At 69.8% G+C, this 24,128-nt stretch carries 18 protein-coding genes; 9 read left to right on the top strand and 9 right to left on the bottom strand.

Annotated features, from left to right (window positions below):
• Positions 1-3 precede the first annotated feature (3 nt).
• The 3 genes from K8625_RS36595 to K8625_RS36585 are packed head-to-tail and all read right to left on the bottom strand — an operon-like array spanning position 4 to position 3,108.
• A complete protein-coding gene (locus K8625_RS36595; protein WP_141332369.1) occupies positions 4-366 on the bottom strand; it encodes a response regulator in 363 nt (120 codons plus the stop codon).
• Positions 363-1,943, bottom strand: a complete 1,581-nt coding sequence (locus tag K8625_RS36590; RefSeq protein WP_223748923.1) for an ATPase domain-containing protein — start codon at positions 1,941-1,943, stop codon at positions 363-365. Before K8625_RS36590 ends, K8625_RS36595 begins: the two co-directional genes overlap by 4 nt.
• Before the next feature lie 22 nt (positions 1,944-1,965).
• A complete protein-coding gene (locus K8625_RS36585) occupies positions 1,966-3,108 on the bottom strand; it encodes a hybrid sensor histidine kinase/response regulator (RefSeq protein ID WP_223748922.1) in 1,143 nt (380 codons plus the stop codon).
• A 968-nt stretch (positions 3,109-4,076) separates the two neighbouring features.
• Between K8625_RS36585 and K8625_RS36580 the strand changes: the two genes are divergently transcribed.
• Complete coding sequence (locus tag K8625_RS36580) at positions 4,077-5,474, top strand: APC family permease (protein ID WP_223785285.1); 1,398 nt, start codon at positions 4,077-4,079, stop codon at positions 5,472-5,474.
• Positions 5,475-5,491: 17 nt separating this feature from the next.
• Here the strand turns inward: K8625_RS36580 and K8625_RS36575 are convergent, their stop codons facing one another.
• Positions 5,492-5,911, bottom strand: a complete 420-nt coding sequence (locus tag K8625_RS36575) for a VOC family protein (protein ID WP_046712380.1) — start codon at positions 5,909-5,911, stop codon at positions 5,492-5,494.
• Positions 5,912-5,978: 67 nt separating this feature from the next.
• The gene (locus tag K8625_RS36570; RefSeq protein WP_223785284.1) at positions 5,979-7,067 is read right to left on the bottom strand and encodes a hypothetical protein; all 1,089 of its coding nucleotides are present in this window, start codon (positions 7,065-7,067) and stop codon (positions 5,979-5,981) included.
• Positions 7,068-7,294: 227 nt separating this feature from the next.
• Between K8625_RS36570 and K8625_RS36565 the strand changes: the two genes are divergently transcribed.
• A complete protein-coding gene (locus K8625_RS36565; RefSeq protein WP_223748917.1) occupies positions 7,295-8,680 on the top strand; it encodes a hypothetical protein in 1,386 nt (461 codons plus the stop codon).
• A gap of 119 nt (positions 8,681-8,799) precedes the next feature.
• Positions 8,800-9,900 (top strand): hypothetical protein, encoded by a 1,101-nt coding sequence (locus tag K8625_RS36560; RefSeq protein WP_223785283.1) that lies wholly within the window; start codon positions 8,800-8,802, stop codon positions 9,898-9,900.
• Positions 9,901-9,956: 56 nt separating this feature from the next.
• On the opposite strand, the gene K8625_RS36555 is transcribed toward K8625_RS36560, so the two are convergent.
• On the bottom strand, positions 9,957-10,283 hold the full coding sequence (locus K8625_RS36555) for a hypothetical protein (RefSeq protein WP_141333038.1): 327 nt from the start codon (positions 10,281-10,283) through the stop codon (positions 9,957-9,959).
• 397 nt (positions 10,284-10,680) lie between these two features.
• Here K8625_RS36555 and K8625_RS36550 point away from each other — a divergent pair, with 397 nt between their 5' ends.
• The 3 genes from K8625_RS36550 (at position 10,681) to K8625_RS36540 (ending at position 16,844) form a co-directional block, all read left to right on the top strand.
• The gene (locus tag K8625_RS36550) at positions 10,681-12,759 is read left to right on the top strand and encodes a sodium-translocating pyrophosphatase (RefSeq protein ID WP_223785282.1); all 2,079 of its coding nucleotides are present in this window, start codon (positions 10,681-10,683) and stop codon (positions 12,757-12,759) included.
• Positions 12,760-13,041: 282 nt separating this feature from the next.
• Positions 13,042-13,239: a hypothetical protein gene (locus K8625_RS36545; protein ID WP_223748913.1), complete on the top strand. Its 198-nt coding sequence runs from the start codon at positions 13,042-13,044 to the stop codon at positions 13,237-13,239.
• 86 nt (positions 13,240-13,325) lie between these two features.
• Positions 13,326-16,844, top strand: a complete 3,519-nt coding sequence (locus tag K8625_RS36540; protein WP_223785281.1) for an Ig-like domain-containing protein — start codon at positions 13,326-13,328, stop codon at positions 16,842-16,844.
• Between the two features lie 69 nt (positions 16,845-16,913).
• On the opposite strand, the gene K8625_RS36535 is transcribed toward K8625_RS36540, so the two are convergent.
• Positions 16,914-18,014, bottom strand: a complete 1,101-nt coding sequence (locus tag K8625_RS36535) for an alkene reductase (protein ID WP_223785280.1) — start codon at positions 18,012-18,014, stop codon at positions 16,914-16,916.
• Positions 18,015-18,410: 396 nt separating this feature from the next.
• Between K8625_RS36535 and K8625_RS36530 the strand changes: the two genes are divergently transcribed.
• The 3 genes from K8625_RS36530 to K8625_RS36520 are packed head-to-tail and all read left to right on the top strand — an operon-like array spanning position 18,411 to position 20,119.
• On the top strand, positions 18,411-19,151 hold the full coding sequence (locus tag K8625_RS36530) for an SDR family oxidoreductase (protein ID WP_223748910.1): 741 nt from the start codon (positions 18,411-18,413) through the stop codon (positions 19,149-19,151).
• A 24-nt stretch (positions 19,152-19,175) separates the two neighbouring features.
• Positions 19,176-19,493 (top strand): multidrug efflux SMR transporter, encoded by a 318-nt coding sequence (locus tag K8625_RS36525; RefSeq protein ID WP_223748909.1) that lies wholly within the window; start codon positions 19,176-19,178, stop codon positions 19,491-19,493.
• A complete protein-coding gene (locus K8625_RS36520; protein ID WP_223748908.1) occupies positions 19,490-20,119 on the top strand; it encodes a TetR/AcrR family transcriptional regulator in 630 nt (209 codons plus the stop codon). Before K8625_RS36525 ends, K8625_RS36520 begins: the two co-directional genes overlap by 4 nt.
• A gap of 75 nt (positions 20,120-20,194) precedes the next feature.
• Here the strand turns inward: K8625_RS36520 and K8625_RS36515 are convergent, their stop codons facing one another.
• Together K8625_RS36515 and K8625_RS36510 are read right to left on the bottom strand one after the other, a co-directional pair.
• Positions 20,195-22,849, bottom strand: a complete 2,655-nt coding sequence (locus K8625_RS36515; protein ID WP_223748907.1) for an SBBP repeat-containing protein — start codon at positions 22,847-22,849, stop codon at positions 20,195-20,197.
• Positions 22,850-23,135: 286 nt separating this feature from the next.
• On the bottom strand, positions 23,136-24,086 hold the full coding sequence (locus tag K8625_RS36510; protein ID WP_223748906.1) for a hypothetical protein: 951 nt from the start codon (positions 24,084-24,086) through the stop codon (positions 23,136-23,138).
• Positions 24,087-24,128: the final 42 nt, after the last annotated feature.

Below are 24,128 nucleotides of genomic sequence, written 5' to 3'. Positions count from 1 at the left end.
CTCTCACGCCGCCAGCGGCACCAGCTTGTGCACCTGCTCCAGCAGGTGGCTGAGCGAGAAGGGCTTCTTGAGGAAGCCCGCCCAGTCGTACTCGGCCGGACGCACCGACGGGTCGATGGCGCTCATGATGAGCACCGGCAGCCCCGCGAACTCCTCGCGCTGCCGGATGGCCCGCAGCGCCTCGAACCCGTTCATCACCGGCATCATCACGTCGATGATGATGAGGTCCGGCCGCACCTCCTCCAGACAGTCCAGCGCCTCACGCCCATTGGCGCACGTCACCACGCGGTAGCCCTCGTCCTCGAGGATGGACTTCACCGCGTCCGCGATGTCCATCTCGTCGTCGACGACCAGCACCGTCTTCATGAGCGCCTCCGAGGCGCGGGCTTGCGCCGGACCTTCGGCTGGGGCCGCTTGCGCGGTTTCGCCTCCTCACCCATGGGCGCCTTGCGCCGCCCGCCCTGCCCGCCCCCCGTCATGATGGCGTGCCCCGTCAGCACCGCCTCCGCGCTCTCGAAGGTGTCCGCCACGGTGATGCCCTTGTCCGTGATGGAGAACTCCCGGATGCCGCTGTCGTACTGGCTCTCCCGCATCTTCATGATGGAGATCAACCGGTACAGCTGCGAGCGCAGCTCCACGTAGCGCAGCAGGATGACGTTCTCCACGTACGCGGTGGCGTCCGGCTGGGGCGCCTCGACGCCCGGGGAGAACAGGGCCGTCTCGTCCGAGTAGAGCGTGGTGACGTCCAGCATCCGCAGTTGGTGGGACAGCGCGGAGAAGAAGCGGCTCATCCGCTCCGGATAGACGGCCGCCGAGCGGAAGCCCGCGACGCTGTCCACGAAGAGCCGCAGGCGCTTCACGTTCCGCTCGTGGATGCGCTCCAGGAGCCGCTCCGCGAGCGCGTCCATGTTGTGCTCCAGGGGCGGCTGCCACTGGATTTCGATGAGGCCCGCGTCCACGTACTTGCGCAAGTCCCCCATGCCCACGCCCTCGGCCTTCTCGATGAGCCGCTGGGACGTCTCATAGAAGCCGAAGTACACCCCGGGCTGCCCCTGGCGCGCGCCCTCCAGCAGGAAGCGCAACCCCAACAGCGTCTTGCCCGTGCCCGGCGCCCCCAACAGCAACGTGGTGGAGCCCGACAGGAGCCCCCCGTGGAGCGACTCGTCCAGCCGCGGCACGCCGAAGCCCATCCGGACGCGCTCCTCCTCCACCTTCTCCACCGGGTCGGCGAACTGCACCTCCGTGCGCGGGTGCACGATGACGCCCCGGTCGGAGATCTCCAGCTCGTGCTTGCCCAGGAGCGAGTCGCTGCCCCGGAACTTCAGCGTCACCAGCTCCCGCACGGCCCGGGGCCCCGACAGCCAGAGCGACAGCGCGAAGATGCCGTCCACCGCCGTGGTCTCCGGCAGCAGCTCCGTGGGGCCATGCGGCGACAGCAGCAGCGTGGTGCAGCCCAGGATGCCGATGAAGGTCTGCAGCTCCTGCAGGAAGCGCTTGTACGTCAAATCGCCGCGCGCCAGGTCCTTCGCCACGTCCATGCCGTCCAGGATGAGCAGCGTCGCCTGGTGCTGACGCGCCGCGCGCCGCACCAGCTCCAACAGCCCCTTGAGCCCCTCGGACTCCAGCTGCCGGTAGCCGCTGATGTAGTGCAGCTTCTCCGGGATGACGCTCGCGTCGAAGAAGGACATCCCCTCCAGGTTCGCGAGCATGCGGGCATGGGACTCCGTGAGCAGCGTCACGTAGAGCGCCTTGCCGCCGTGCTTGACGTGCCAGAAGGCAATCTGGTGCGCCAGCACCGTCTTGCCCGAGCCCGGGGGGCCCAGCACCGCGTACGAGGCGCCCTTGATGAGCCCACCCTTGGTGATGAAGTCGAGCCGGGGCACCCCCGTCTCCAGCCGAGGATGAAGCGTCTTCTTCGCGCCGGCACCACCTTCAGAGGACACGACACGCCTTCCTTTCAATCCATCAGTAGGCCGCCGTCCGATGACGGGGCAGTGTCACATGGAACGTCGCCCCCTGGCCCGGCTCGCTCTCGACGGTGAGCGTGCCCCCATGGGCGACGACGATCTCCCTCGCGATGAACAGGCCCAGGCCCAGGCCGTCCGCGCGGCCCGTGCTCGACGCGCGCTCGAAGCGGTTGAAGATGCGCGACTGGTCCTGCTTCGCGATGCCGATGCCCTGGTCCGTCACGCTCAGCCACAGCGCGTCCGGGTGCTCCTCCACCGTGAGCCAGATGGGCTTGCCATCCCCATAACGGAAGGCATTCGCGAGCAGGTTGCTGATGACCTGCTCCAGCCGGAGCCGGTCTCCCATGAGCAGCGCGGGCCCCAGGGGGAGCGCCAGGGACAGCTCGGTGCCCGCCGCGCGGGCCGACATCGCCAGCCGCCCGGCCACCTCGCGCGCGGCCTCGGCCAGGTCGAACACCTCGATGTCCAGCCGCAGCTTGCGGCTGCCCACCCGCGACACGTCCAGCAGCGTGTCCAACAGCTGCTGCAGTCGCACCAGCTGCCGCAGCGCGGGCGTGGTGCTCGCCTCCACGGTGCGCCGCGCCACCGCGTCACCGGGAACCCGGGTGAGGTGGTGGACCAGCCGCTCCAGGTTGAGCCGGAGCGCCGTCAGCGGCGTGCGCAGCTCGTGCGCCGCGATGGACAGGAACTCGTCGCGCGCGTGCACCGCCGCCTGGGCGCGGGACTGCAGGCGCAGGAGCGCCTCCACGTTCGCGAGCAGCTCGTCATCCCCCAGGGGGGTGGTCCAGTAGGCATCCGCTCCCTGAGCCAGCCCGCGCAGCCGGTCCTCGCGGCTGACGGAGACGGCGGACAGGTGTGCAATCAGCAGGTCGCGCGTCTCCTCGCGCGCCCGCAGGCGCCGGCAGACCTCGTACCCGTCGACGTCCGGCAGGTGGACATCCAGCAACACCATGTCCGGACGGCCGCCCGCCAGCCGCAGCGCCTCCGTTCCGCTGGTCGCCTCCACCACGTGGTAGCCGGCCACCGTGAGGATGCGGCTGGTGAGGTAGAGGACCGCGGGCGTGTCATTGACGTTGAGGATGGTGGCGCGCGCGCGGTCCTCCTCCTTCGCTCGTCCTGGGGATTCGGCCCGGGGCTCCATTCCTGGAAGATGGTGTCCGCACCACCCGAACGAAAAGCCCCGACGCACGCCGTGAGTCCAGGAAGACTGTGCGCTGGCTGACATTGGAGCCGCGCCCCAGAAGCCTGATTGATGGGGGCGGCGAGGCGGCCACAGCCGGGCCTCCACCTTGACGATGGGCGCCGTCGCCACGTCCAGGGTGTTGTCCCCCCGCGCCTGGAGTCCCCAGGACACGCGCGCTGGTGTGGAGCGTCAGTCCCGACATGGGTGTGACGGTTCCAGTCGATGAGGTTGAAGGACACGCTCGGGACACGCCCGCTTCGACGACCGTCCCGAGGCCTCTCGCCATTTCAGCGCAGCGCGGACGGTGTCCGCGAAGGACTGGGGGCTCAGGCCGTGCGGGCCCTGGTACTTCTGCGGCGTGGCGTCCGGAGCGAACTCACCGGGGACCGTCGGAGACCTCGAGCGAGACCAGTCGCTTCGCGTCGCCCACGGGGCCCGCCGCGCCGACAGCGGGGATGAGCACGGCCAGCCGCATCAAGGTGAGCCCGCGCGACATGGGTTCCTCCGGCAATGCCTCCCACCGCGGGAGGGGTCGGGAACACTCTACTCCTCGCGGGGTATGTGAATGAGAACAAGGCTTCGGTAGAGCCTGGCAGATGCACTCCTTCCTTCTCGCCTCCCTGCTGTTCCTGGCCGTCTTCCTCTCGGGCTGTGGGTTGTTGGACGCGGACTGTGGCGATACGAAATGCAACGCCGGGTCAGACCCGGAGTGCCGCGCGGGCATCGTTGACGCGCTGTGCGCGGAGGGCGGCGGGGCTCATTGCGCGTCGGACGCCACGTGCTCATGCTCCGGCAAAACCAAGGAGGCCTGTGAAGAGGCATCCACCTGCTGCATGTGGTCCGTGGCGCAGGGGTGTTTCTGCCGACCGACCCTTTGACGGCAGCTTCGTCGCGAGGTACTCGCGCCCGGACTATGCTCGGGGGGCATGAGCGCTCCTGCCGCGAATGAGGCCAAGGCGTCGTCGGGTGGAAGCTATTCGCGGCGGGTGGGGCTGTTCTCGGGGGTGATGCTCGTCATCGGCGGCATCATCGGCTCGGGCATCTTCCTCAACCCCGCCATCGTCGCCCAGCGCGTACATACCCCAGGGCTCACCTTGGGGGCGTGGCTGCTCGGCGGCGGCGTGGCGCTCATCGGGGCGTTCATCTACGGCGAGCTGGGGCAGCGCATCCCCAAGGCCGGGGGCAGCTACGTGTACCTGCGCGACGCCTTCGGCGAGCTGCCCGCGTTCCTCAACGCGTGGGGCCTGCTGTTGATGATTGCCACGGGCGCCATCGCCGCGGTGGCGGTGACGTTCGCCAACTACACGCTGGCGTGGACGGGGTGGCCGGCGGACTACCGGCTCCCGCTGGCCATCGGCGCCATCGTCCTGTTGTCGGGCATCAACTCCTTCGGGGTGCGGCCGGGGGCGCTCACGCAGAACGTCTTCACGGTGCTCAAGCTGGTGGCGCTCGCGGTGCTCGTGGGCGCGGGGCTCCTGCTGTCGGGGGCGGCGCCAGTGCAGACGGTGGCGCCCGAGCCGCCGGACTCCATCGTGCTGGCGCTGGGCGCGGCGCTGGTGCCGGTGCTCTTCAGCTATGGCGGCTGGCAGCAGACCAACTTCGTGGCGGAGGAGCTGGTGGACCCGGAGCGCAACCTGCCTCGCGCGCTGCTGCTGGGGGTCATCGGCGTGGTGGGGGTGTACCTGCTCGCGAACCTCACCTACCTGCGCACGCTGGGCGCAGCGGGACTGGCGGCGAGCTCCGCACCCGCGGCGGACGCGCTGGGGCAACTGCTGGGCCCGGCGGGCCGCACGTTCATCACGGCGGGCGTGGCGCTCTCCACCTTCGGCTTCCTCAACCTGGTCATCCTGGTGTCGCCGCGCGTGTACCAGGCGATGGCGGCGGACGGGTTGTTCTTCCCGTGGATGGCCAGGTTGCATCCGCGCCACCACACGCCGGCGGCGGCCATCATCTTCCAGGCCGCGTGGGCCATCCTGCTGACGGGCACGGGGACCTACGGCGAGTTGCTCGACTACGTGGTGTTCGCGGACTGGCTCGTCTTCGGCGCCACGGCGGCCACGCTCTTCGTCTACCGCGCCCGGGAGAAGCGGGGACAGGCGCCCCGCGTGTCCTACCGGGTGCCCGGCTATCCCCTCACGCCGCTGCTCTTCATCGCGGCGGCGCTCTACGTCGTGGTGGGCTCCACCGCGTCCAATCCCCTCAACGCGCTCAAGGGCACCCTCCTGCTCGGCGCGGGTGTCCCTGTCTTCCTGTACTGGCGCCGACGCAGGGAAGGACAAGCGAAGGCGCCAGCCTCCCAGGCCAGCGTGGTGGGCGGGCCCTGAGCCCACGGGCCGCCGTGCTACTGCGGCGGCATCTGCCCCGGCTCCATGAAGGCCAGCTCCCAGTGGTGGCCGTCCGGGTCGTAGAAGCTACCGCCGTACATGAAGCCCAAATCCATGGCGTCCGCGGCCTTCGAGCCTCCGGACGACAAGGCAATCTTCACCATCTCGTCGACCTCGGCGCGGCTGTTGGCGGACAGCGCATACGTCCCCGCCGTGCTCTGCGTCGCGTCGTGCAGCGGCTTCTTGATGAACTCCTTGAAGCGCGCATCCGTCAGCAACATCACGTACGCGTCCTCGCCCACCACCATGCAGGTGGCGCTGTCGTCGGTGAAGTCCTTGTTGAACTCGAAGCCCAGCTTCGTGAAGAAATCGACCGAGCGCTTCAGGTCCGCGACGGGCAGGTTGAGGAACAGCTTGCGGGGACGGCTGGGCTTCATGGGTGTCTCCAGGGGTGGGATGAGGTTTCTACCCCTCTGACTGCCGACCCGGCCGGAAATCATCGGTCTATTTTCCCGGAGGATTTCGCCCCGTCAGCCACTCAAAGAGCCGTGTGCGCTGCCGGCCCCTCAGGCTCGTCATCACCGCGCGCTGCTCGAAGTGCCACTCCGTCCTCAACCGCTCCGCGGCCCGGGCCATCCACTCGGGGATGCGCGTGGGCTCGCAGGCCCCCAGCCCCAGCGTGTCGTTCTGGAGCCCCGTGCCATCCAGGTCGTAGACCGGGACATTCCCCCCCGGCTCCCCGTCCGAGTCCCAGGAGGACATGGAGAAGCTGAGCCAGTCCGGAGCCCGGCTGTCGACCGACAGGTGACAGTGGTGACGATAGGTCATCGAGCGCTCGTCCCCCTCCTCCCCGCCCGTCGCGTACAGCTTGAACCAGAAGACGCCCGGCTCGCCGAAGCCCAGCGCCCGCGCCAGCTCCAGCGCCGGCGAGCGCGCGCGGCGCGCCTGGAGCACCGCCTCCATCCGCTCGAACAGGGCCTCCAACGCCGGCGTGGAGCGCGCGTGCGTCCGCAGGTCCTCCAGCCGGTCCAGCTCCCACCCCTGGCGCTGCACCGCCCGCTCGACATGGGGGATGAGCGCGTCGAGCGAGGCCTCGGACGCGTCGATGGTCAACACCGCCAGCATGTCCCGGGACACCTCCTCGCTGGCCACGACCACCGTCTGGAGGGACTGGAGCAACACCGGGTTCGCCGCCAGCCCCTGGAGCTTCGCCTTGCGCTGCCTCGAACCCCAGCCATACGTCACGTCCAAATCCAACAACCCCTGGAGCGCCATCCGCCACGACTCGCGCAGGGCTTCATCCGAGCCCTCCAGGTCCACGCTCTCGCGCAGGAAGAACACCCCCGGACGCAGGTCGTCCGCGAGCCGCTCCAGCACCGCGCGGATGACCGGCGCGGGCAATTGCTGACAGTGACGCCCGAAGGCCCAGAGGGACGAGCGGTCCTCTGGGAGCAGGTGCAGCGCCGCCCCCGCGGCGAGCGCCGGGTCCACGTCCTCCGGAAGCTTCTTGAGCGCCTGGGTGAGGCGCTCCCAGTCCGGTTTCGGCTCTCCCAACAACGCGGAGAGGTCCTCCGGGGCACGTCGTCGACTCATGCCCCCCGTCTACCAGACCGCCCCCCGGAAGCACATGCACACCCCGGACGGGTTCCGACGCGCGAAGCACACACGAGGTTCCAGCCGCCACCGCATTTCCTGTTCCGCCATTGCATCTGTATCCGGATAGACCCTTCCGCAATGACAGCCGTTGAAGGAGCCCGACACGACGACCGTGTCGGACTGGCGGGATGCCCTCGCCAGCCCATTCAGCCAGGAGCGACGCATTGAAGCAGCGCAACAACATCATGAAGAGGCTGCTCGTGGCGGGAGCGGTGAGCCTGTTCACCGCCTGCGCCGGTGAGCCGGGCGACGCGCCCACGCAGGTCATCCCCTCACGCACGGACAACACGCTGGCGCTGCTCATCGAGCGGGAAGGCGGACAGGGAGGCTTCGTCGAGGGCGCGGCCGAGCGCTTCAAGGTCTCCGCCTCCGGAGAGGTCTTCAGGTCGGTGAGCTGGAGCGCCACCTCCGGCGTCCTCGAGCCGGACTCGGAGCGGGTGACCTGGAAGCTGCCGCCCAAGGGCGTCGCCACCCTGTCCGTCTCGGTGGAGACGCAGTCGGGGAAGAAGGCCCAGGGCGAGTTCCACTTCAACGTGGAGTCCACCACGGACACGCTCCTCAACACCGTCATCGACCCGAGCCCGGACGTGACGGGCGGCTTCTGCGAGCTGACGTTCGACACCGCCGGCCGGGGCCACATCGTCTACTTCAACGACACCCACCGCTCGCTCTGGTATGGCCTCTGGGACGGCACGTCGTGGACGACGGAGCAGATCGACGGCGCGGGCTTCAACAACGAGGGGAAGTTCACCTTCAAGCCCGTCATCGCCGTCGAGCCCGCCACCGGCACGCCGCACATCGCCTACCTCAAGGGCAACGGGGAGCAGGGACGAGGGGAGCTCATGCGCGTCGCGTATGCCACCCGCTTCGGCGGCACCTGGGTGCGCGAGGTGGTGGACGTGGCGGAGCGCACCAACGCCGTCAACCTGTCCGTCACGCTCAACCCCACCCAGGGCCACCAGCCCGTCATCGCCTACGGCGACAGCTCGTCGGGCGCGCGCATCACCGCCCGCACCGGCACCAACACGTGGAGCACGCCCCTGTTCCTCCAGGGCGCCATGACGAGCGAGGCCCTCTTCGACGCGGCGGGCACGCTCTACTTCACCAACCGGAACCTGCTGACCGCCGTCAAGGGCACCGTCGTGGAGACCTTCTCCCTGAACGGGCTCTCCTCCATCACCAGCTGGTCTTCCCTGGCGCTGACGCCGGACCAGCACCTGCTGGTGCTCGCCAACGGGACACCCACCGGCGCCTGGGGCAGCCTCTTCGACGTGACGCTCGGCACGCCCCTGTCCACCAGCACCGCGCGCACGTCCCAGGGGGACTACAACGCCGGCTCCAATGACCTGGCGTACAGCGCGGGCAAGCCCGTCATCGCCCAGCGCCATGGGACGACGCTGGAGCTCATCACCCCGGACGCCCGCGGCTTCTGGACATACACCCAGCTGGGCACCATCCAGGACGGCACGCGGCCCAGCATCGCCATCCGCCCCACGGATGGAACGCCGCATGTCTGTTTTCAGCGCAATGGCAAGGTGACCTTCCTGTAGCACCGGGTCTCGCGGACTCCAGTCCTCTCATCGGATTGGAGTCCGCGAATGCATCATCAAACTTGCAAGGGCATGGGCCGTCCGGGCGAGACTGCCGCGCGACACCAACGGAGACATCCATGGGACTCGCGGAGCGCAAGGCGGCGAAGTCGTTCGAGGAGACGCAGTTTCCCCAGCTCGAGAAGCAGCTGGCCGAGGTCGCCGGCTTCAAGGTGCCGGTGAAGGTCGACTGGGCCAGCCTCTGCGCCGACGGCTACGCGGACATCTACGAGGAGGCGTGGACGAAGGTGTACTTCACGCCGCTCTTCCAGGCGCTCGAATCGCTGACGGAGGACGAGCTGGGCCGCGAGTTCGTCCAGGGCTCGCTCAAGCGCCTGGTCATCCAGAACGTCGCGGGCAACGTCTCCGGCTCCAGCTTCGCCTCGTTCGTCGACGGCGTGCTCACCCTGGACCACGAGCCCTGCACCAACCTGGACGACATCCATGACCGCCGAGAGGGCATCCAGCGCGCCCTGCAGTCCGAGCCGGAGCTGTCGCGCCCGGACGACCCGCTGGCGGCCTTCCTGGACATGAAGCCCCGGGGACTGGAGACGACGCTCCAGGCGCTCCTGCGCATCGCCAGCCGTCGACAGGCGGGCATCCCCCTGCTCCCCCCGCGCGTGACGGTGTCGCTGCACAGCGGCACGTACTTCACGGGCACCGTCCGGGACATCCTCGAGGACTCGCGCGAGGGCCGCTCCCTGCTCTTGCAGGAGGAGCGGGACCGCGAAGCCAACGCGGTCATCGTCAACGTGAACCACATCGAGTGCGTCAGCGTGCTGGACGCGGGCTACCTGGGCTTCATCCGCGTCGACGACGCCCCCATCCCCTCCCCGCTCCAGCTGCGCCGCCAGCTGCTCAAGGACAGCGAGAAGCTGGGCGCCCTCCTGGAGCGCCCCGTCCCCCTCGCGCTCACCCCGGGCTCGAGCGCCACCAGCGCCGAGGCCCTGCGCGCGCTCGCGTTCCTGGCCACCCGGGTCCTCGATGCGCTGGGCACGCTCGCCCGCGACGGAGAGGCCCGCCGCGCGCTGCACGAGAAGGTCCAGCGCATCCACCTGCGCGCGGACACCACCGCCGGCGTGTCGCTCTCCAACGGCACCCTGGAGTTCGTCACCCCCCTGAAGCCCGCGGGCTGGCGCACCAGCGCCGAGCTCCAGCAGGAGCTGCCGCCCATCCTCTGAGCGAAGCAGCCCCCCCGAGCGCGCGCCTCCTCCCAGCGAGGGCGCGTGCCGGGGCCTCAGTCCGGACGCGAGGTCCGCCTCCCCCACGGCTCGTCCCCGCCGATGGGCACCTCCGTGTCATCCACGCTCAGCACCGTGGTGCGCGGCGCGCCGCACAAGCGCAGCTGCTGCTTCAGGAAGCCGAGCGCCTCCGGGACGCGCTCCTTCGGCACCGACACGTCGACGATGGCCACGCCGCCCCCGGCGCTCGCGCCCGTCACCGTCCCCAACCCCACCGCCGCCAGCGCCTCCCGCAAGCGCGCCGCGATGCCCTCATGGCCTCCCAGCGGCACCTTCGCCAGGTCCTGGGAGTTGAGCATCACCTCGATGACCTGCAGTTCCATGGCGGCAACGGACGTGGAAGGTCCTACGGAAGCAGGGAAGCTCCCGCGCCCATGGTAGCCACGATAGGGCGCCCGGACCGCCGATATTCACCGACAGTCCCATACAATTCCCCTCCTGGAATTTCCTTCCGACTCAAACCAACGCCATGGCGCACCCCGCCAGCGGCCGCCCGTGAGAGCGGGTTCTCCTCTCGGGAGGCCCCCGAAGCCCGGCCGACCCACCATCCCCCCGGCCCCACCCCACTCCCCCCGGGGGCGGCCCCACCCCCTTATCCGCTCAGAGGAGGCTCCCAGCGCGTACGGAAATCCCGTATAGGCCCTGCACACCAACTGTGCGGCAACGAGCGACCCAGCGGGGGCGAGACGTCAATCCCCGGGACTGCTCTGGAGAGAATGGATGGAGTTGTCGAGTCTCGAGTCGAGTTTCTGGGCAGTCGCACCAAGCGTCGTCGGCGCCGTGGGCTTGCTCTTCGCTGCGTTCTTCTACTTCCGCGTCAAGTCCCTGCCGGACGGCGACGCGACGATGAACCGCATCGCGGGCTACATCCGTGAAGGCGCGATGGCGTTCCTCGTGCGCGAGTACAAGGTGCTCGCCATCTACTGCGCGGTGCTCGCGGTCCTCATCGGCCTGGCGCTGGGCAAGCTGGCGGCCGTGAGCTTCGTGGTGGGCGCGTTCCTCTCGCTGCTCGCCGGCTACATCGGCATGAAGGCCGCCACGTTCGCCAACGTGCGCACCGCGCAGGCCGCGCGCACGGGCTCCAAGCCGAACGCGCTGCTGGTCGCGCTGGACGGCGGCGCGGTGATGGGCCTGGCGGTGGCGGGCCTGGGCCTGGTGGGCATGGGCGGCATCTACTACGCCTTCCAGGGTCACCCGGAGCTGTCCCCCATCCTCCACTCGTTCGCCGTGGGCGCCAGCTCCATCGCGCTGTTCGCGCGCGTGGGCGGCGGCATCTACACCAAGGCGGCCGACGTCGGCTCCGACATCGCCGGCAAGGTCATCGAGAACATCCCCGAGGACGACCCGCGCAACCCCGGCGTCATCGCCGACAACGTGGGTGACAACGTGGGCGACGTGGCCGGCATGGGCGCGGACATCTACGAGTCCATGGTCGCCGCCATCGTCGCCGCCATGGCCATCGCCCTGACGGCCAACGCCACGGAGCTGTCGCGGCTGGCCGTCGAGGGCACGTCCGCGAGCACGGCGAAGGTCGCCGGCGTGGTGCTGCCGCTGGTGCTCTCCGCGGTGGGCCTCGTCGTCAGCGTGCTGAGCATCTTCATCGCGCGCGCTCTCAAGGCCATGAACCCCGCGCAGGTGCTGCGCAGCGCGCTCATCATGCCGCCGGTCATCCTGGTGGGGCTGTCGTTCGTCATGATGAACGTGTTCGGCCTGTCCCAGAACATCACCGTGGCCCTGGCCGCGGGCGCGTTCGGCGGCGCCATCATCGGCCTGGTCACCGACTACTACACCTCCGCCCGGCCGGTGCAGCGCATCGCCGAGGCCTCCATCACCGGCGCCGGCACCAACCTCATCCGCGGCCTCGCGGTGGGCATGGAGAGCGTGGGCATCTCCATGGCGACCATCGCCCTGGTGGCCTACATCGCCGACCAGGCGCTGGGCCTGTACGGCATCGCCCTGTCCGCGGTGGGCATGCTCGGCGGCACCGCCGTCGTGATGACGGTGGACGCGTACGGCCCCATCTCCGACAACGCCGGCGGCATCTCCGAGATGTCCGGCCTGGGCCCCGAGGTCCGCGCCATCACCGACGAGCTGGACGCGGTGGGCAACACCACGGCGGCCATCGGCAAGGGCTTCGCCATCGGCTCGGCGACGCTGACGGTCATCGCGCTGTTCTCCGCCTTCAACCTGGAGGTCAACCACACGCGCGTCGCCGCCGGCCTGCCGGAGATGAGCCTGCTGCTCACCAACCCCAACGTCATCGTGGGCATGCTGCTGGGCTCCATCCTCCCGTTCCTCGTCGGCGCGTCGACGATGCTCGCGGTGGGCCGCGCCGCCGGCGCCATCGTCGAGGAGATTGGCCGTCAGTTCCGTGAGATTCCGGGCCTGATGGAGCTCAAGGCGGACCCCGACCCGAAGAAGATCGTCGACATCGCGACCAAGAGCGCCCTGCGCGAGATGATCTTCCCGGGCCTCATCGCCGTCGTCGCCCCGCCCGTGGTGGGCTACCTGCTCGGGCCCCAGGCGCTCGCGGGCCTCTTGGCCGGCGCGCTCGTGGTCGGCGCCACCATGGCGCTCTACATGGCCAACGCCGGCGGCGCGTGGGACAACGCCAAGAAGTACATCGAGAAGGGCAAGCTGCCGGGCCACGCGAAGGGCTCGCACGTCCACAAGGCCGCCGTCGTCGGCGACATGGTGGGCGACCCGTTCAAGGACACCTCCGGCCCGGGCGTCGCCATCCTCATCAAGGTGATGAGCGTCGTCTCGCTGCTGGTCGCCTCGCTCATCGCGCTGCGTTAGTCCCCGAAGCAAGCGGCACGGGCGCCCCGACTCACCGGGGCGCCACGCCGACAGGCAGTGCCCCATCCCCTCGGGAAGCCCGTAGGGGGTGGGGTCCTCCCCCCAGTCCATTGGAAGCGCTCGCGCCCGTCGATGACGCGCGACGCCGGCCGGGACTCGGGATTCAGGCTGTGGGCCAGCCGACACTCCGACAGGCATTGGCGCCGGGCGCGGTTTGGGGGCGCCGAGCACACGCATGCTAGGCTTTGCCGTGTTCCGCCTGTGCTGACACAGAGGTGTCCCATGGTCCTGGAGCTCTCCCAGCAGCAGATGAACCTCCTCAATGCCAATCTGGCGGAGAGCATCGAGGAGCTGCACGACGAGGTCCTCCACACCGACGAGCGGGAGATGCGCCAGGAGCTGAAGGCGAAGCTCCAACAGCTGCAGGCCCTCAAGCGACAGGTGGCGGCCCAGCTCCAGGGACACCAGCCCACGCTCTGAGCGGGAAGCCCCCGGACGGCACGTGACAGCCCAGGCCCGCGACGCGGTGGACGCCCCCGCAACGACAGGCTAGGAACTGTCATCCTATGAACTCAGGAACAAGCCGCCTTGTCGGGTGGATGGGGCTGTACGCCGTGCTCGTGCTCCTCGGATGCACGAAGACGCCAGACGCGCCTTCCACCACGGAGAGCCGCGCTCAGGCGGTGACGACGCCGGTGACGGCCTCCGAGGCCGTGGCCATCACCAGCCAGGGCATCACCCAGAACGGCGCGGCGCACCGCAACGAGGCGCTGCTGGGGGTGTTCCAGACGGAGGACTACGAAGTCCAGACGCTGCTGCGCTTCCCCCAGCTGGGGATTCCGAGCGGCGCGGTGGTGCAGGGCGCGACGCTGCGCGTGGCCGTGGAGACCTACAACGGCGACTTCGAGCTGCGGGGCACCTATGTCCAGGCGCCCTGGAGCGCGACGGCGGCGGGGCTGGGCTGGCAGTTCCGCGACGACGGGCTGGAGTGGGAGCGGCTGGGCGCCGTCGGCGCGGGGACGGACCAGGTGGCGGGGAAGGCCTTCGTGCTGGATGCGTTCCCCGTCGTGGTGAACGTCATCGACGTGCCGCTCGACGTGGCGGTGGTGCAGTCCTGGGTGGATGACCCGTCGACCAACCAGGGGGTGATGCTGGCGAACACCCGCGTGGGCCGGGTGGCCAAGGTGTTCACGGGCCTCGCGACGCAGCCGGAGCGCAGGCCGGTGCTCACGCTCGAGTACACCCCGCCCGTGCCCCGCACGGACACCACGCCGCCCACCGTCGCCATCACCTCGCCCGCCCCGGGCGCGACGGTGGCCGGAGTCATCAACGTCGTCACGAGCGCGAGCGACAACGTGGGCGTGGCCCACGTGCAGCTGCGCATCGACGGGCGCAACCTGTCGTCGGCGGCGCTGGACACGCGCCTGCTGCGCAACGGCGCCCATGTCCTGACGGCGCACGCGCGCGACGCGGCCGGCAACCTCACCACCTCCGCCTCGGTGCGCATCACCGTCGACAACGTGCTGGTCGACACGGCGCCGCCCCAGGTGCAGGTCACCCTGCCCGCTCCCAACGAGACGGTGAGCGGCCCGTTCACCGTGCGGGCGAGCGCGACGGACGACGTGGGCGTCACCCGGGTGCACGTGCAGCTCGACGGCGTCCAGGTGGGCGAGGCGGACCTGGCCGCGCCGTGGGCCGTGACGCTCGACACGGAGACGCTCCAGCCCTACGGCCCGCGCCAGCTCACCGCCGTGGCGCGTGACGCCGCGGGCAACGTCACCGTCTCCGCGCCCATCTCCATCACCGTGAGCGCGCCGCCGCCGGACACCACGCCGCCCCAGGTGCAGATTGTCTCGCCCGCCACGGGCACCACGGTGGGCGGCACCGTGCAGATTCGCGTCGACGCCCACGACAACATCCGCGTCGCCGGCGTGCGGCTGCGCGTGAATGGCCAGGACCAGGGCGCCGAGGACACCAGCTACCCGTACTGGTTCAATCTCTCCACCACGCTGGTGGGTGACGGCACCTTCCCGGTGACGGCGGTGGCGAGGGACCGCGCCGGCAACCTCACCACCTCCGCGCCCATCCAGCTCACCATCGCCAACGGGCCTCCGGTGGTGCTCTCCATCCCGGTGGCCCATCCGCGCGTCTGGTTCAATGCGTCCCGGCTGGCGCGGGCCCAGGCGTACTTCGCCCAGAACCCGTACACGCCCGTGGCGAACGTGCAGGGCCCCGAGCAGGCCATCGACGCCGCCATGCACTCGCTCATCACCGGCGCCGCCGCGTCCTGCCGCTCGGCCATCACCTGGGCGGTGAACACCCAGGTCCCCATCAGCGAGAACACCATCTCCAGCGACCCGGCCCGCTGGTACGGCGAGGCCGTCATCCTCACCTACGACTGGTGCTTCGCCCACCTGCTCCCGGCGGAGCAGACGCTGCTGCTGACGCGGTGGAACTCCGTCATCGCCGCGCTCAATGACAATCCCTGGGGCGGCATCGGCATGGAGGGCAACAACTACTACACGGGCTACTTCCGCAACTCGCTCCTGTGGGCCATCGCCAGCTGGCACGAGAACCAGCCCTACGCCCACCAGCTCCTCCAGTACGCGATGAGCTCGCGCTGGAAGTTCTCGCTCAAGCCCTATCTCGACGGAGCGGCCGCGGGCGGCGCGCCCCACGAGGGCTCCACGTATGGCCGGCGGACGTTCGGCTACATGACGGTGCCGTTCACCACGCTCGGCCTGTATGGCCAGGATTTGTGGGACCAGACCGACTTCTTCAAGGAGTCCGTCTTCTGGTCCATCTACTCCACCACGCCGGGCCCGAGCCGGATGGGACAGTTCCAGCTGTATGAGACCTTCCCGTTCAACGACGACGAGCGATGGCTGAGCCGGTGGGACCCGAGCAACACCGCGCAGACGTCCTTGGGCAGCTACCTGGCGCCGCTCATCGAGGAGTGGGCGGACCAGCCCATCGCGGGCTACGCCAAGCGCTTCCTGGAGCTCACCGGCCACCCGATTGACGACCGGTGGGTGCGCTACGTCTACAGCGACACGCTGGCGTCGGTGCAGGCGCGGGACTTGTCCACGTTGCCGCTCGACTATCGCGCCGAGGGCCTGGGCCAGGTGTACGCGAAGACGGCGTGGGCGCCCGACGCGACGATGGTGAACCTGCAGTTCGGCATCACCTCCAACGCGGGCCACGCCCACCGCGACTCCGGCAGCTTCCAGCTGTGGCGGGCCGGTGAGTTCCTGGCGCGCGAGACGGTGGGCTATGCCAACCAGATTGTCGGCTACGCGGGCACGGGGGCCGTGGACACCGAGTCACCCGTGGCGCACAACACCCTGCTCTTCGACGGGCTGGGCACGGTGGGCTACTACCACCACGCGCCGCGGATGCTGCGCCTGGAGTCGTCCACGCACGCCCACTACGCCGTGGTGGACCTCACGGGCGCGTACGACGTGAGCGACGACTGGGCGCACCGCGAGGCGGAGGTCGGCAATCCCTCCGCGGGCCGGGTGGTGCGCGAGGCGCTGTTCGTGCGGCCGCTCGACACGCTCGTCGTGTTCGACCGGATGGAGAGCTCGCAGGGCGACGCCTCGGTGGACAAGACGTTCCTGATCCACTTCCCGTCGAGCCCGGTGCTCACGGGCAACACCTGGTCCGCGACCAGCGGGACGCAGGAGCTGCGCGTGAGCACGCTCGTCCCGGCGAGCCCCACCCGGCGCGTCATCGACGAGCGCGGACCGCTGCGCCCCAATGGCACGTACACCTACCCCGTCGGCCAGTTCCGCGGCGAGGTGGAGACGCAGGGCCAGGTGGTGAGCCACTTCCTGCACGTGGTCCAGGCCAAGGACACGGCGGCCGCGAACCTGACGCTGGCGCTGGACGAGACGTCGACCGCGTACACGGTGACGATGACACACCCGACAAAAGGCAGCGCGGTGGTGCGCTTCGACAAGGGCATCCAGAGCACGGGCGGCGCGTTCGGCTACGCCGCCAGTGGCGCGGTCACCCTGACGCCACTGCGCTCGGACGTGCAGGGCATGAGCGTCACCCCGAGCGGACCGGTGTGGGGGCCCTGAGGGGCACCCTGCCCCGAGCCGAAGGCACGCCTCCACCGTCGAGGCGTGCCCGGCGCCGCCAGCCTCCGCTCAGAGCGTGGGGTAGTCGGTGTAGCCCTTGGCGCCGCCGCCGTAGAGCGTCTTCTTGTCCAGCGGGGCCAGGGGCGCGTTCTCGCGCAGCCGGCGCACCAGGTCCGGGTTGGAGATGTACGGCCGGCCGAAGGAGACCAGGTCCGCGCCCGCCTCCACTGCCTTGCGCGCCAGCTCCCCGTCGTAGCCGTTGTTGACCATCCAGGCGCCCCTGCCGCCCGCGTCGCGGTACGCCTTCTTCAACGCGACGTAGTCGAACGGGCGGTCCTCCAGCTCACGCGGGCCTCCGGTGGCACCCTCGATGACGTGGATGTACGCGAGGCCCAGCTTCGCCAGCTCGCGCACCACGTGCTCGAACAGCGGCTGGGGGTTCGCGTCGAACGCGTCGTTGGCGTTGGTGACGGGCGACAGGCGGATGCCGGTGCGCCCCGCGCCCACCGCGTCCACCACCGCGCGGGTGACCTCCAACAGCAGCCGGGCGCGGTTCTCGATGCTCCCGCCGTACGCGTCCGTGCGCTCGTTGGAGCCCGTCTTCAGGAACTGGTCCAGCAGGTAGCCATTGGCGCCGTGAATCTCCACGCCATCGAAGCCCGCCACCTCCACCGCGGCGCGCGCGGCCCGGACATAGTCCTGCACGATGCCGGGCAGCTCCGCCAGCTCCAGCGCGCGCGGGACCGAGGTGGGCTCGAACGTGGGGACGCCGTCCCGGAAGAGCACCGTCCGCGTCTTCGCCACGACAGCCGAGGGCGCCACGGGCGCCGCGTTGCCCGGCTGCAGCTCCGTGTGCGACACACGCCCCACGTGCCACAGCTGCGTGACGATGCGGCCGCCCGCCTCGTGCACGGCCTGGGTGACCTTCTTCCACGCGGCGAGCTGCTCGGGGGCGTACAGCCCCGGGACGTCCGCATAGCCCTGGGCCTGATGGCTGATGGCGGTGGCCTCACTGATGAGCAGGCCGGCGGTGGCGCGCTGGGCGTAATAGGTGACGGCGAGGTCCGGCGGGATGGCGCCAGGCGAGCGGTTGCGCGTCAGCGGCGCCATCACGATGCGGTTGGAGAGTCGCAGGTCACCCGCGTTCGTCGGGTCGAAGAGGGTCGGCATGGGGCGTCTCGGGGGGACGGGGGAAAGTTCCGGCCAGCGTAACGACCCGCCCTCCACGTCACCACAAAGTGTTCGATTCGCCCTCCACGTGAAGATTTCCGCCGGGACGCGCATCGCGGAGGCGCGACTTCTCATCCCAGACTTCTCCTGGATGGATTTTCAAAACGCGATTTCCCGACCGAGCGCGAAACAGGAGACGAGATGCGCACCTTCGCGAACGACAGCGTGGCCGCGCCCAATGGCCCCGGGACCCGGCGGGTCCCCATGGTCCCGGACCTGGCCCCGCCGGCGCCCTGACGCAGTGTTTTAGAACCGCTCGGTTCGAAAGTATTGCCGACGCGGCCCCCGGCTCGTAATCATTTCTGAACGACCGGTTCAAAAGTCGGGAGAACACACATGGGTGACTTCACGGGCAAGGCGGCATTGGTGACGGGCGGCGCGCGAGGAATCGGCGCCTCCATCGTCCGGCATCTGGCGAAGGGGGGTGCGCGCGTCGCCTTCACGTACGTGCGCTCGGAGGACAAGGCGGCCCGGCTCGTGGCCGAGTTGGAGGCACAGGGACAGCGCGCCGTGGCCATCCAGGCGGACAGCGGCGACGTGGACGCCGTGCGAAGGAGCGTGGAGCGCGCGGCGGCGGAGCTCGGCGGGCTGGACATCCTGGTCAACAACGCCGGGGTCTTCCCCTTCGGCCCCTTCGAGGCGGTCACCGTGGAGGAACTGGACCGGACGCTCTCCATCCACGTCCGGGGGGTGTTCGTCGCCTCGCAGGCCGCGCTCGCCCACATGAAGGACGGCGGCCGCATCATCTCCATCGGCACGTGCTTCGCGCAGCGGGTGCCCCATGGCGGCGTCACGCTCTATGCGATGACCAAGTCGGCGCTGATTGGCCTGACGAAGGGGCTGGCCCGCGACGTGGGCGGGCGCGGAATCACGGTGAACGTGGTCGACCCCGGGCCGACGGACACGGACATGAACCCGGCCGACGGGCCCCAGGCCGCAGCGGAGCTGGCGCTGATGGCCATCAAGCAGTTCGCCGGCCCCGACGACATCGCCGCCACCGTGGGTCACCTCGCGGGCCCCGGCGGACGCTTCATCACCGGCGCGTCCATCGCGGTGGACAGCGGCACCAACGCCTGAGCCCAGGGTAAGGAGGAGGCCCCCATGGCGTGGCTGCTCCTGGTGGTCGCGGGTGCCCTGGAGATTGCCTGGGCGCTCGCGCTCAAGCAGTCCGAGGGACTGACGCGCTTGTGGCCGAGCGTCGTCGGCATCGGCATCGCCCTGACCAGCCTCGTGCTGCTGGGCCTCGCGTTGAAGCACCTGCCCATCGGGACGGCCTATGCGGTCTGGGTGGGCCTCGGTGCGTCCGGCGTCTCGCTCGTGGGGATGATGTTCCTCGGCGAGCCCGTCTCCCTGGCGCGAATCCTCTGCCTGGTGTTGATTGGGGTCGGTGTCGCGGGATTGAGGGCCCTGGAAGGATGACGACTCGCAAGGCGCGCAAGAAGTCCGCCGGTCCGCTGGGCCGGCCTCGCAGCTTCGACCGGGACGAGGCGCTCGAGGCCGCCATGCGCGTGTTCTGGGCCCGGGGCTACGAGGGGACCTCCATCCAGGACCTCGTCGAGGCCATGGGCGTCAACAAGCCCAGCCTCTATGCCATCTTCGGCTGCAAGGAGGCGCTCTTCCGCGAGGCCGTCGAGCTCTTCGACAAGACCGAGGGGCAGCCCGTCTCCCGCGGGCTGGAGGAGGCCCCCACCGCTCGGGCCGCCGTGGAGCAGATGCTGCGCGCCAACGCACGCGCCTACACGGCCAGCGACAAGCCCCGGGGCTGCATGATCGTCCTCGCGTCGTTGCTCGGCGCGCCGGAGAACGAGCCCGTCCGGACGTTCCTCGCGAAGAACCGGCGGAGCGGTGAGCGCGCGCTCGAGGGCAGGCTCCGGCGCGGCGTGGAGCAGGGGGAGCTGCCCGCCGGCACGCCCGTGGAGAAGCTCGCGGCGTTCTACACCGCGGTGCTGGAGGGCCTGTCCATCCAGGCCCGTGATGGCGCGTCCGCCCAGAAGCTGAACGCCATCATCGACACCGCCATGCTCGCGTGGCCTTCCGGGCGGTGAGCGCACGAGGAGGCCCCCTGCCTCCTCCGCGCTCCTCCGGCGGCCGCGGCCGGAGGAGGCGTCGGGAACAGGCCGCTACTCCTGGGCGAGTTCCACGTTGTCGATTCCCCAGGAAGGAGCCGCCAGCAGCGGGTGGGCGACCCCGTTGTTCCAGCGGGAGAAGGTCAACACGATGGGGGTTGTCCCGCTCGTGTCGAACCGCCACTTGAACCGGTAGGTGGAGTCCCCGTCCTGGTAGCCCAGCGTGTTGTTGGCGATGGAGCCGGTGCGGGCCGCGCTGCCGACACGCGGGTAGGACTGGGTGCTCGTCGTGTTGGAGAAGGTTCCGCCCACCAGGGCGGACCCCTGTTGCAGGTACCAGGTGTTCGTCCCCGGAGCGCTGTCACCCGTCCAGGCATCGAGGATGTACAGGTCGAAGCTGAGCGAGACGACGCCGGGCCTGCCCGTGGCCGGCAGCGTCAGACGGACCGCCTCCGTGGTGAACGGGCCGAGGAAGGCCTGCGCACCATTGGGGGACCTGGAGATGAGGTTCGTGTTCCACTCCTGGCCCACCGCGGCGCCGAAGTTGGCGAAGTACAGCCGGGTCCCCGCGGGCACGGGGGCCGGCGCCTGGGGGCCGCGCTGGGCCTGGACCTGGGCCTGCACCCGGGCCGTGGACGCGATGAAGCCCGTGTCCTGCGTCACCGCGACGTCCACGGTGCAGCTGTCGAGGAAGACGCCCGTCTGGACGCCCCCCGCGAGGCACCGGTTGCGCGCCGCGTCCCGCTCCGTCGCGGGCAGGTCCGCGACCGTGGCGGGCGCCGCCGGGAAGTCCGGGATGGTGAAGGTCGCCGTGCTCTGCCCGGAGGCGTAGTCGAAGAGGGACTCCGCCTGGGAGATGCGCCAGCTCGCCGCGAAGCTGGTCGGCCCCACGTAGAGCTCGGTGAAAGACAGCGTCGGCGTCAGCTGGGTGCCGTTGCGCAGCGCGTACTCGTTCGTCGTGACGCCGTCGTAGTTGCCCAGCAGGCCGCGAATCCGGCCGCGCCGCGTCGGCTTCAGGGCGAAGTTGAAGTCCATGTACGTGCCGTTGAGCCTGACGAGCGCCTTGTCCCCGCCCGGGTAGGACAGCACGTAGGACGCGGCGTCCGGACGCAGGACGCGTCCGCCGCCCGCCACGGGAATGGTGTCCCCCACGGGCACGGAGGTCAGCACGCCGTCGACGCGCAGCTCGTGCCCGCTGGTCGTCAGGTAGAGGCCCACCCGGCTCGCGCCCAGCCGCGTCGCCACCGCCGTCATCACCGTCACCCGGTTGTTGTTCACCCACGGCTGCATGCGCGCCTGCGCGACCAGGGGCGCGTTGGTGTCCGTGCTCTCCACGAAGATGAACTCACCGGCGCCCTGGAAGTCGTAGTGGCGGTTGTCGAAGGTGACCAGGTGCGGGTCCCCCCAGCCGTAGCCGATACCGCACTGACCCGGGGTGTTGATCTGACAGCCATCCTCGTAGCGGAACACCACGTAGTCATCGCCGCCGGCGTTCGGCAGCGGGGAGCTGGCGAACTCGCCCTGGGTGGCGCCCGTGACGTAGACGCTGTCATTGATGTCCGCGGCCACGCCGTTGCCGATGTCATCCTGCATCGCGGGGTCGTTCATGTTGGTGGAGCCGAACTGACGCGTGAGCAGCAGTCCACCTCCCGAGTCGTACTTCTGCATGAAGAAGTCGTGCGAGGAGTTGGGCAGGTTGGTGACGAAGTCGTAGTTGCTGCGCCCCGTGATGTAGACGTTCGCGCCGCCGTCGGAGGCGATGCCGAGGGCCAGCTCACTGCCGGGCGTTCCGAACTGACGGGACCACACGCGGTTCCCGGCGCCATCGAACTTCACGACGATGGCATCCTGGCCTCCCTGGTGGGTCTGCAGGTCGAAGGCCGCGTCCGTGTAGCCCACCACGTAGACGTTGATGGCGCCGCTCGCGAGCCGCGACGTGGCGACACCGTAGATGGACTCCGACCCCGTCGTTCCCATCTGCTTTCGCCACTGCTGGACGCCCGCGCTGTTGTATTTCACGATGAACAGGTCCGTGGAGCCGGCATGGGTCGCGCCGAACGAGCCCGTCGTGGAGCCGACGACATAGACATCGTTGTTCGCGTCCGCGGCCACGCCCCGAACCACCTCGGACTGTGGCGAGCCGAACTGGCGGACCCAGAGCAGGTTGCCAGCGGAGTCGTACTTGGCCAGGAACCCATCCTGGCCGCCAGCACTGGTATTGAGCGGCAGCGTGCCCGCCGTGTGTCCCGCCATGTAGATGAAGCCCGCGGGGTCCGTGGCCACCCCCTGGGCCTGGTCCAGCGCCGGGGTGCCGAGCTGACGCACCCACTGGAGGGCTCCGTTGGCGGGATTCACCCGGGCCAGGAAGGCGTCCTGCACACCCTGGAATCCCCCACCCCAGCCTCCCGTGGTGTAACCGGTGACGTAGACCTGCGGCGTGGCTGGCACGGTGTACGTGGCGATGCCCGTCCCCACTTCCAGGGAGGTCGTGCCGAGCATCACGGACCAGACCTTGGTGCCGTTGGCCAGGTGCTTGGTGACGACGACGTCGGAGCCTCCCACGGGAAGACTCGAATCGAATGACCCCGTCGATTCGCCCGTGGAGTAGACGCCCTCGGCGGTCGCCGCCACCGCGCGCCCCCGGTCCGCGTTCGCGGTGCCTCGGTGCCAAATCCAAGCCGGGACCTGCGCCATCGCGGGCAATGCCACGAAGGCACACGCTCCTAGAATCCATGCACGCATCTGAACCCCCCACAATGAAAGACAGCAAGGTCGTCAGACCTCACGTCCCGCAATAGCAACTCGCGACGCCCGCAGCATTTCGCGATGCGCAATCCGAAACATCGATACAGGTTCGACACCCCCTCGAACCACGTCTTCGGGCGTCACACCTCGCGATGTCTTTTTTGTCCCTGCGGGGAAGCCCTGACCTCCAGCCTCCGCGAGCACGGCGCGGGTGAAGAGTTCTCGTGGGGAGCGCTCTTCACGTCACACGTCAGTCACCCTGTCCCGACACCGTGACGAGCTTCGTCAGGAGGACCTGGAGGTTCTGGTGGATGAGGCGCACGGCGGCCTGGAGCTCACCGAGCATGTTCGCCCGCGTCTGGAGGGCGTCCAGCGTGTAGCGCCCGCCCCGGCCGAAGTACGGCGCGTCGCCGCCCGTCTCCTCCACGTACCCGGACGCAATCCACCGCGCGCGGACGTTGTGGCGGATGGCGTGGCGCTGCGCGTTGCTGAAGTCCTTGTGGCTCAGGACAAACCAGAGGGACGCGGGGAAGTCCGCGGAGCGCGCGGGTTGTCGCCAGATGTCCGCGAGCAGGTTCCTGGGGTGCTCGAAGTCCAGCGAGGGGGACGAGAAGAGCGCCGCGAGCCCCAGCCCCGCGCCCACCGCGCCGCCGGTGATGTCGATGATGTCGTTGGCGCGGTCATTGTTCGAGATGGCGGTGACGGTGGTGGTCAGCGCGCCCACGACGATGGAGGACACGGTGAGCAGCGTCTGCCGCCGCGTCTCCTTCGCATCCAGGAGCCTCGCCATCTGCGCCGTGCGCCGCGCCTCGCACTCCAGCTCCGCCGACACGCTGGAGAGCGTCGTCGAGAACAGGAGCAGCCGCAGCTCGATGTCCCTCAACAGCGCGTCGCGCTGGGCCCGGGTGTCGGTCCCCGGCGCCAGCCGCGCCAGCGTCTCCAGGGGCACGAGCACTCCGGCCGCGTGCGCCAGCAGCAGGTCCTGGCGGGTGAAGCGAGCCTGGAGCTCGGGGGACTCCGGGAGGGGCGCCTCCACGTCGAGTCGCCCGGCGGAGTCGTCACGCGGGGACTGCGCGGGGACGCAGTAGTCCGGCTCCGCGCGCTGACGCGCCAGCCCACGCGACGAGGTGGCACAGCCGGACGACACGAGCGCGAGCCCGAGGGCCAGCGCGAACCGGAGGACGAGGAGGCGTGGGAGCACCCGTCCTCGCTACGTCGTCCGAGGAGGCAAGGGCCAGCGGAT

The sequence above is a fragment of the Myxococcus sp. AS-1-15 genome, from assembly GCF_020037055.1.
GTDB lineage: Bacteria > Myxococcota > Myxococcia > Myxococcales > Myxococcaceae > Myxococcus > Myxococcus fulvus.
Note: the sequence above shows the minus strand (reverse complement) of the source record. Positions and strands in the feature narration are given on the sequence as shown.

Bases quoted from the DNA above. Each gene is read 5' to 3' on its own strand.
- K8625_RS36595 (WP_141332369.1), bottom strand. From the start codon at position 366: ATGAAGACGGTGCTGGTCGTCGACGACGAGATGGACATCGCGGACGCG.
- K8625_RS36585 (WP_223748922.1), bottom strand. From the start codon at position 3,108: ATGGAGCCCCGGGCCGAATCCCCAGGACGAGCGAAGGAGGAGGACCGC.
- K8625_RS36580 (WP_223785285.1), top strand. From the start codon at position 4,077: ATGAGCGCTCCTGCCGCGAATGAGGCCAAGGCGTCGTCGGGTGGAAGC.
- K8625_RS36575 (WP_046712380.1), bottom strand. From the start codon at position 5,911: ATGAAGCCCAGCCGTCCCCGCAAGCTGTTCCTCAACCTGCCCGTCGCG.
- K8625_RS36570 (WP_223785284.1), bottom strand. From the start codon at position 7,067: ATGAGTCGACGACGTGCCCCGGAGGACCTCTCCGCGTTGTTGGGAGAG.
- K8625_RS36560 (WP_223785283.1), top strand. From the start codon at position 8,800: ATGGGACTCGCGGAGCGCAAGGCGGCGAAGTCGTTCGAGGAGACGCAG.
- K8625_RS36555 (WP_141333038.1), bottom strand. From the start codon at position 10,283: ATGGAACTGCAGGTCATCGAGGTGATGCTCAACTCCCAGGACCTGGCG.
- K8625_RS36550 (WP_223785282.1), top strand. From the start codon at position 10,681: ATGGAGTTGTCGAGTCTCGAGTCGAGTTTCTGGGCAGTCGCACCAAGC.
- K8625_RS36545 (WP_223748913.1), top strand. From the start codon at position 13,042: ATGGTCCTGGAGCTCTCCCAGCAGCAGATGAACCTCCTCAATGCCAAT.
- K8625_RS36540 (WP_223785281.1), top strand. From the start codon at position 13,326: ATGAACTCAGGAACAAGCCGCCTTGTCGGGTGGATGGGGCTGTACGCC.
- K8625_RS36535 (WP_223785280.1), bottom strand. From the start codon at position 18,014: ATGCCGACCCTCTTCGACCCGACGAACGCGGGTGACCTGCGACTCTCC.
- K8625_RS36530 (WP_223748910.1), top strand. From the start codon at position 18,411: ATGGGTGACTTCACGGGCAAGGCGGCATTGGTGACGGGCGGCGCGCGA.
- K8625_RS36525 (WP_223748909.1), top strand. From the start codon at position 19,176: ATGGCGTGGCTGCTCCTGGTGGTCGCGGGTGCCCTGGAGATTGCCTGG.
- K8625_RS36520 (WP_223748908.1), top strand. From the start codon at position 19,490: ATGACGACTCGCAAGGCGCGCAAGAAGTCCGCCGGTCCGCTGGGCCGG.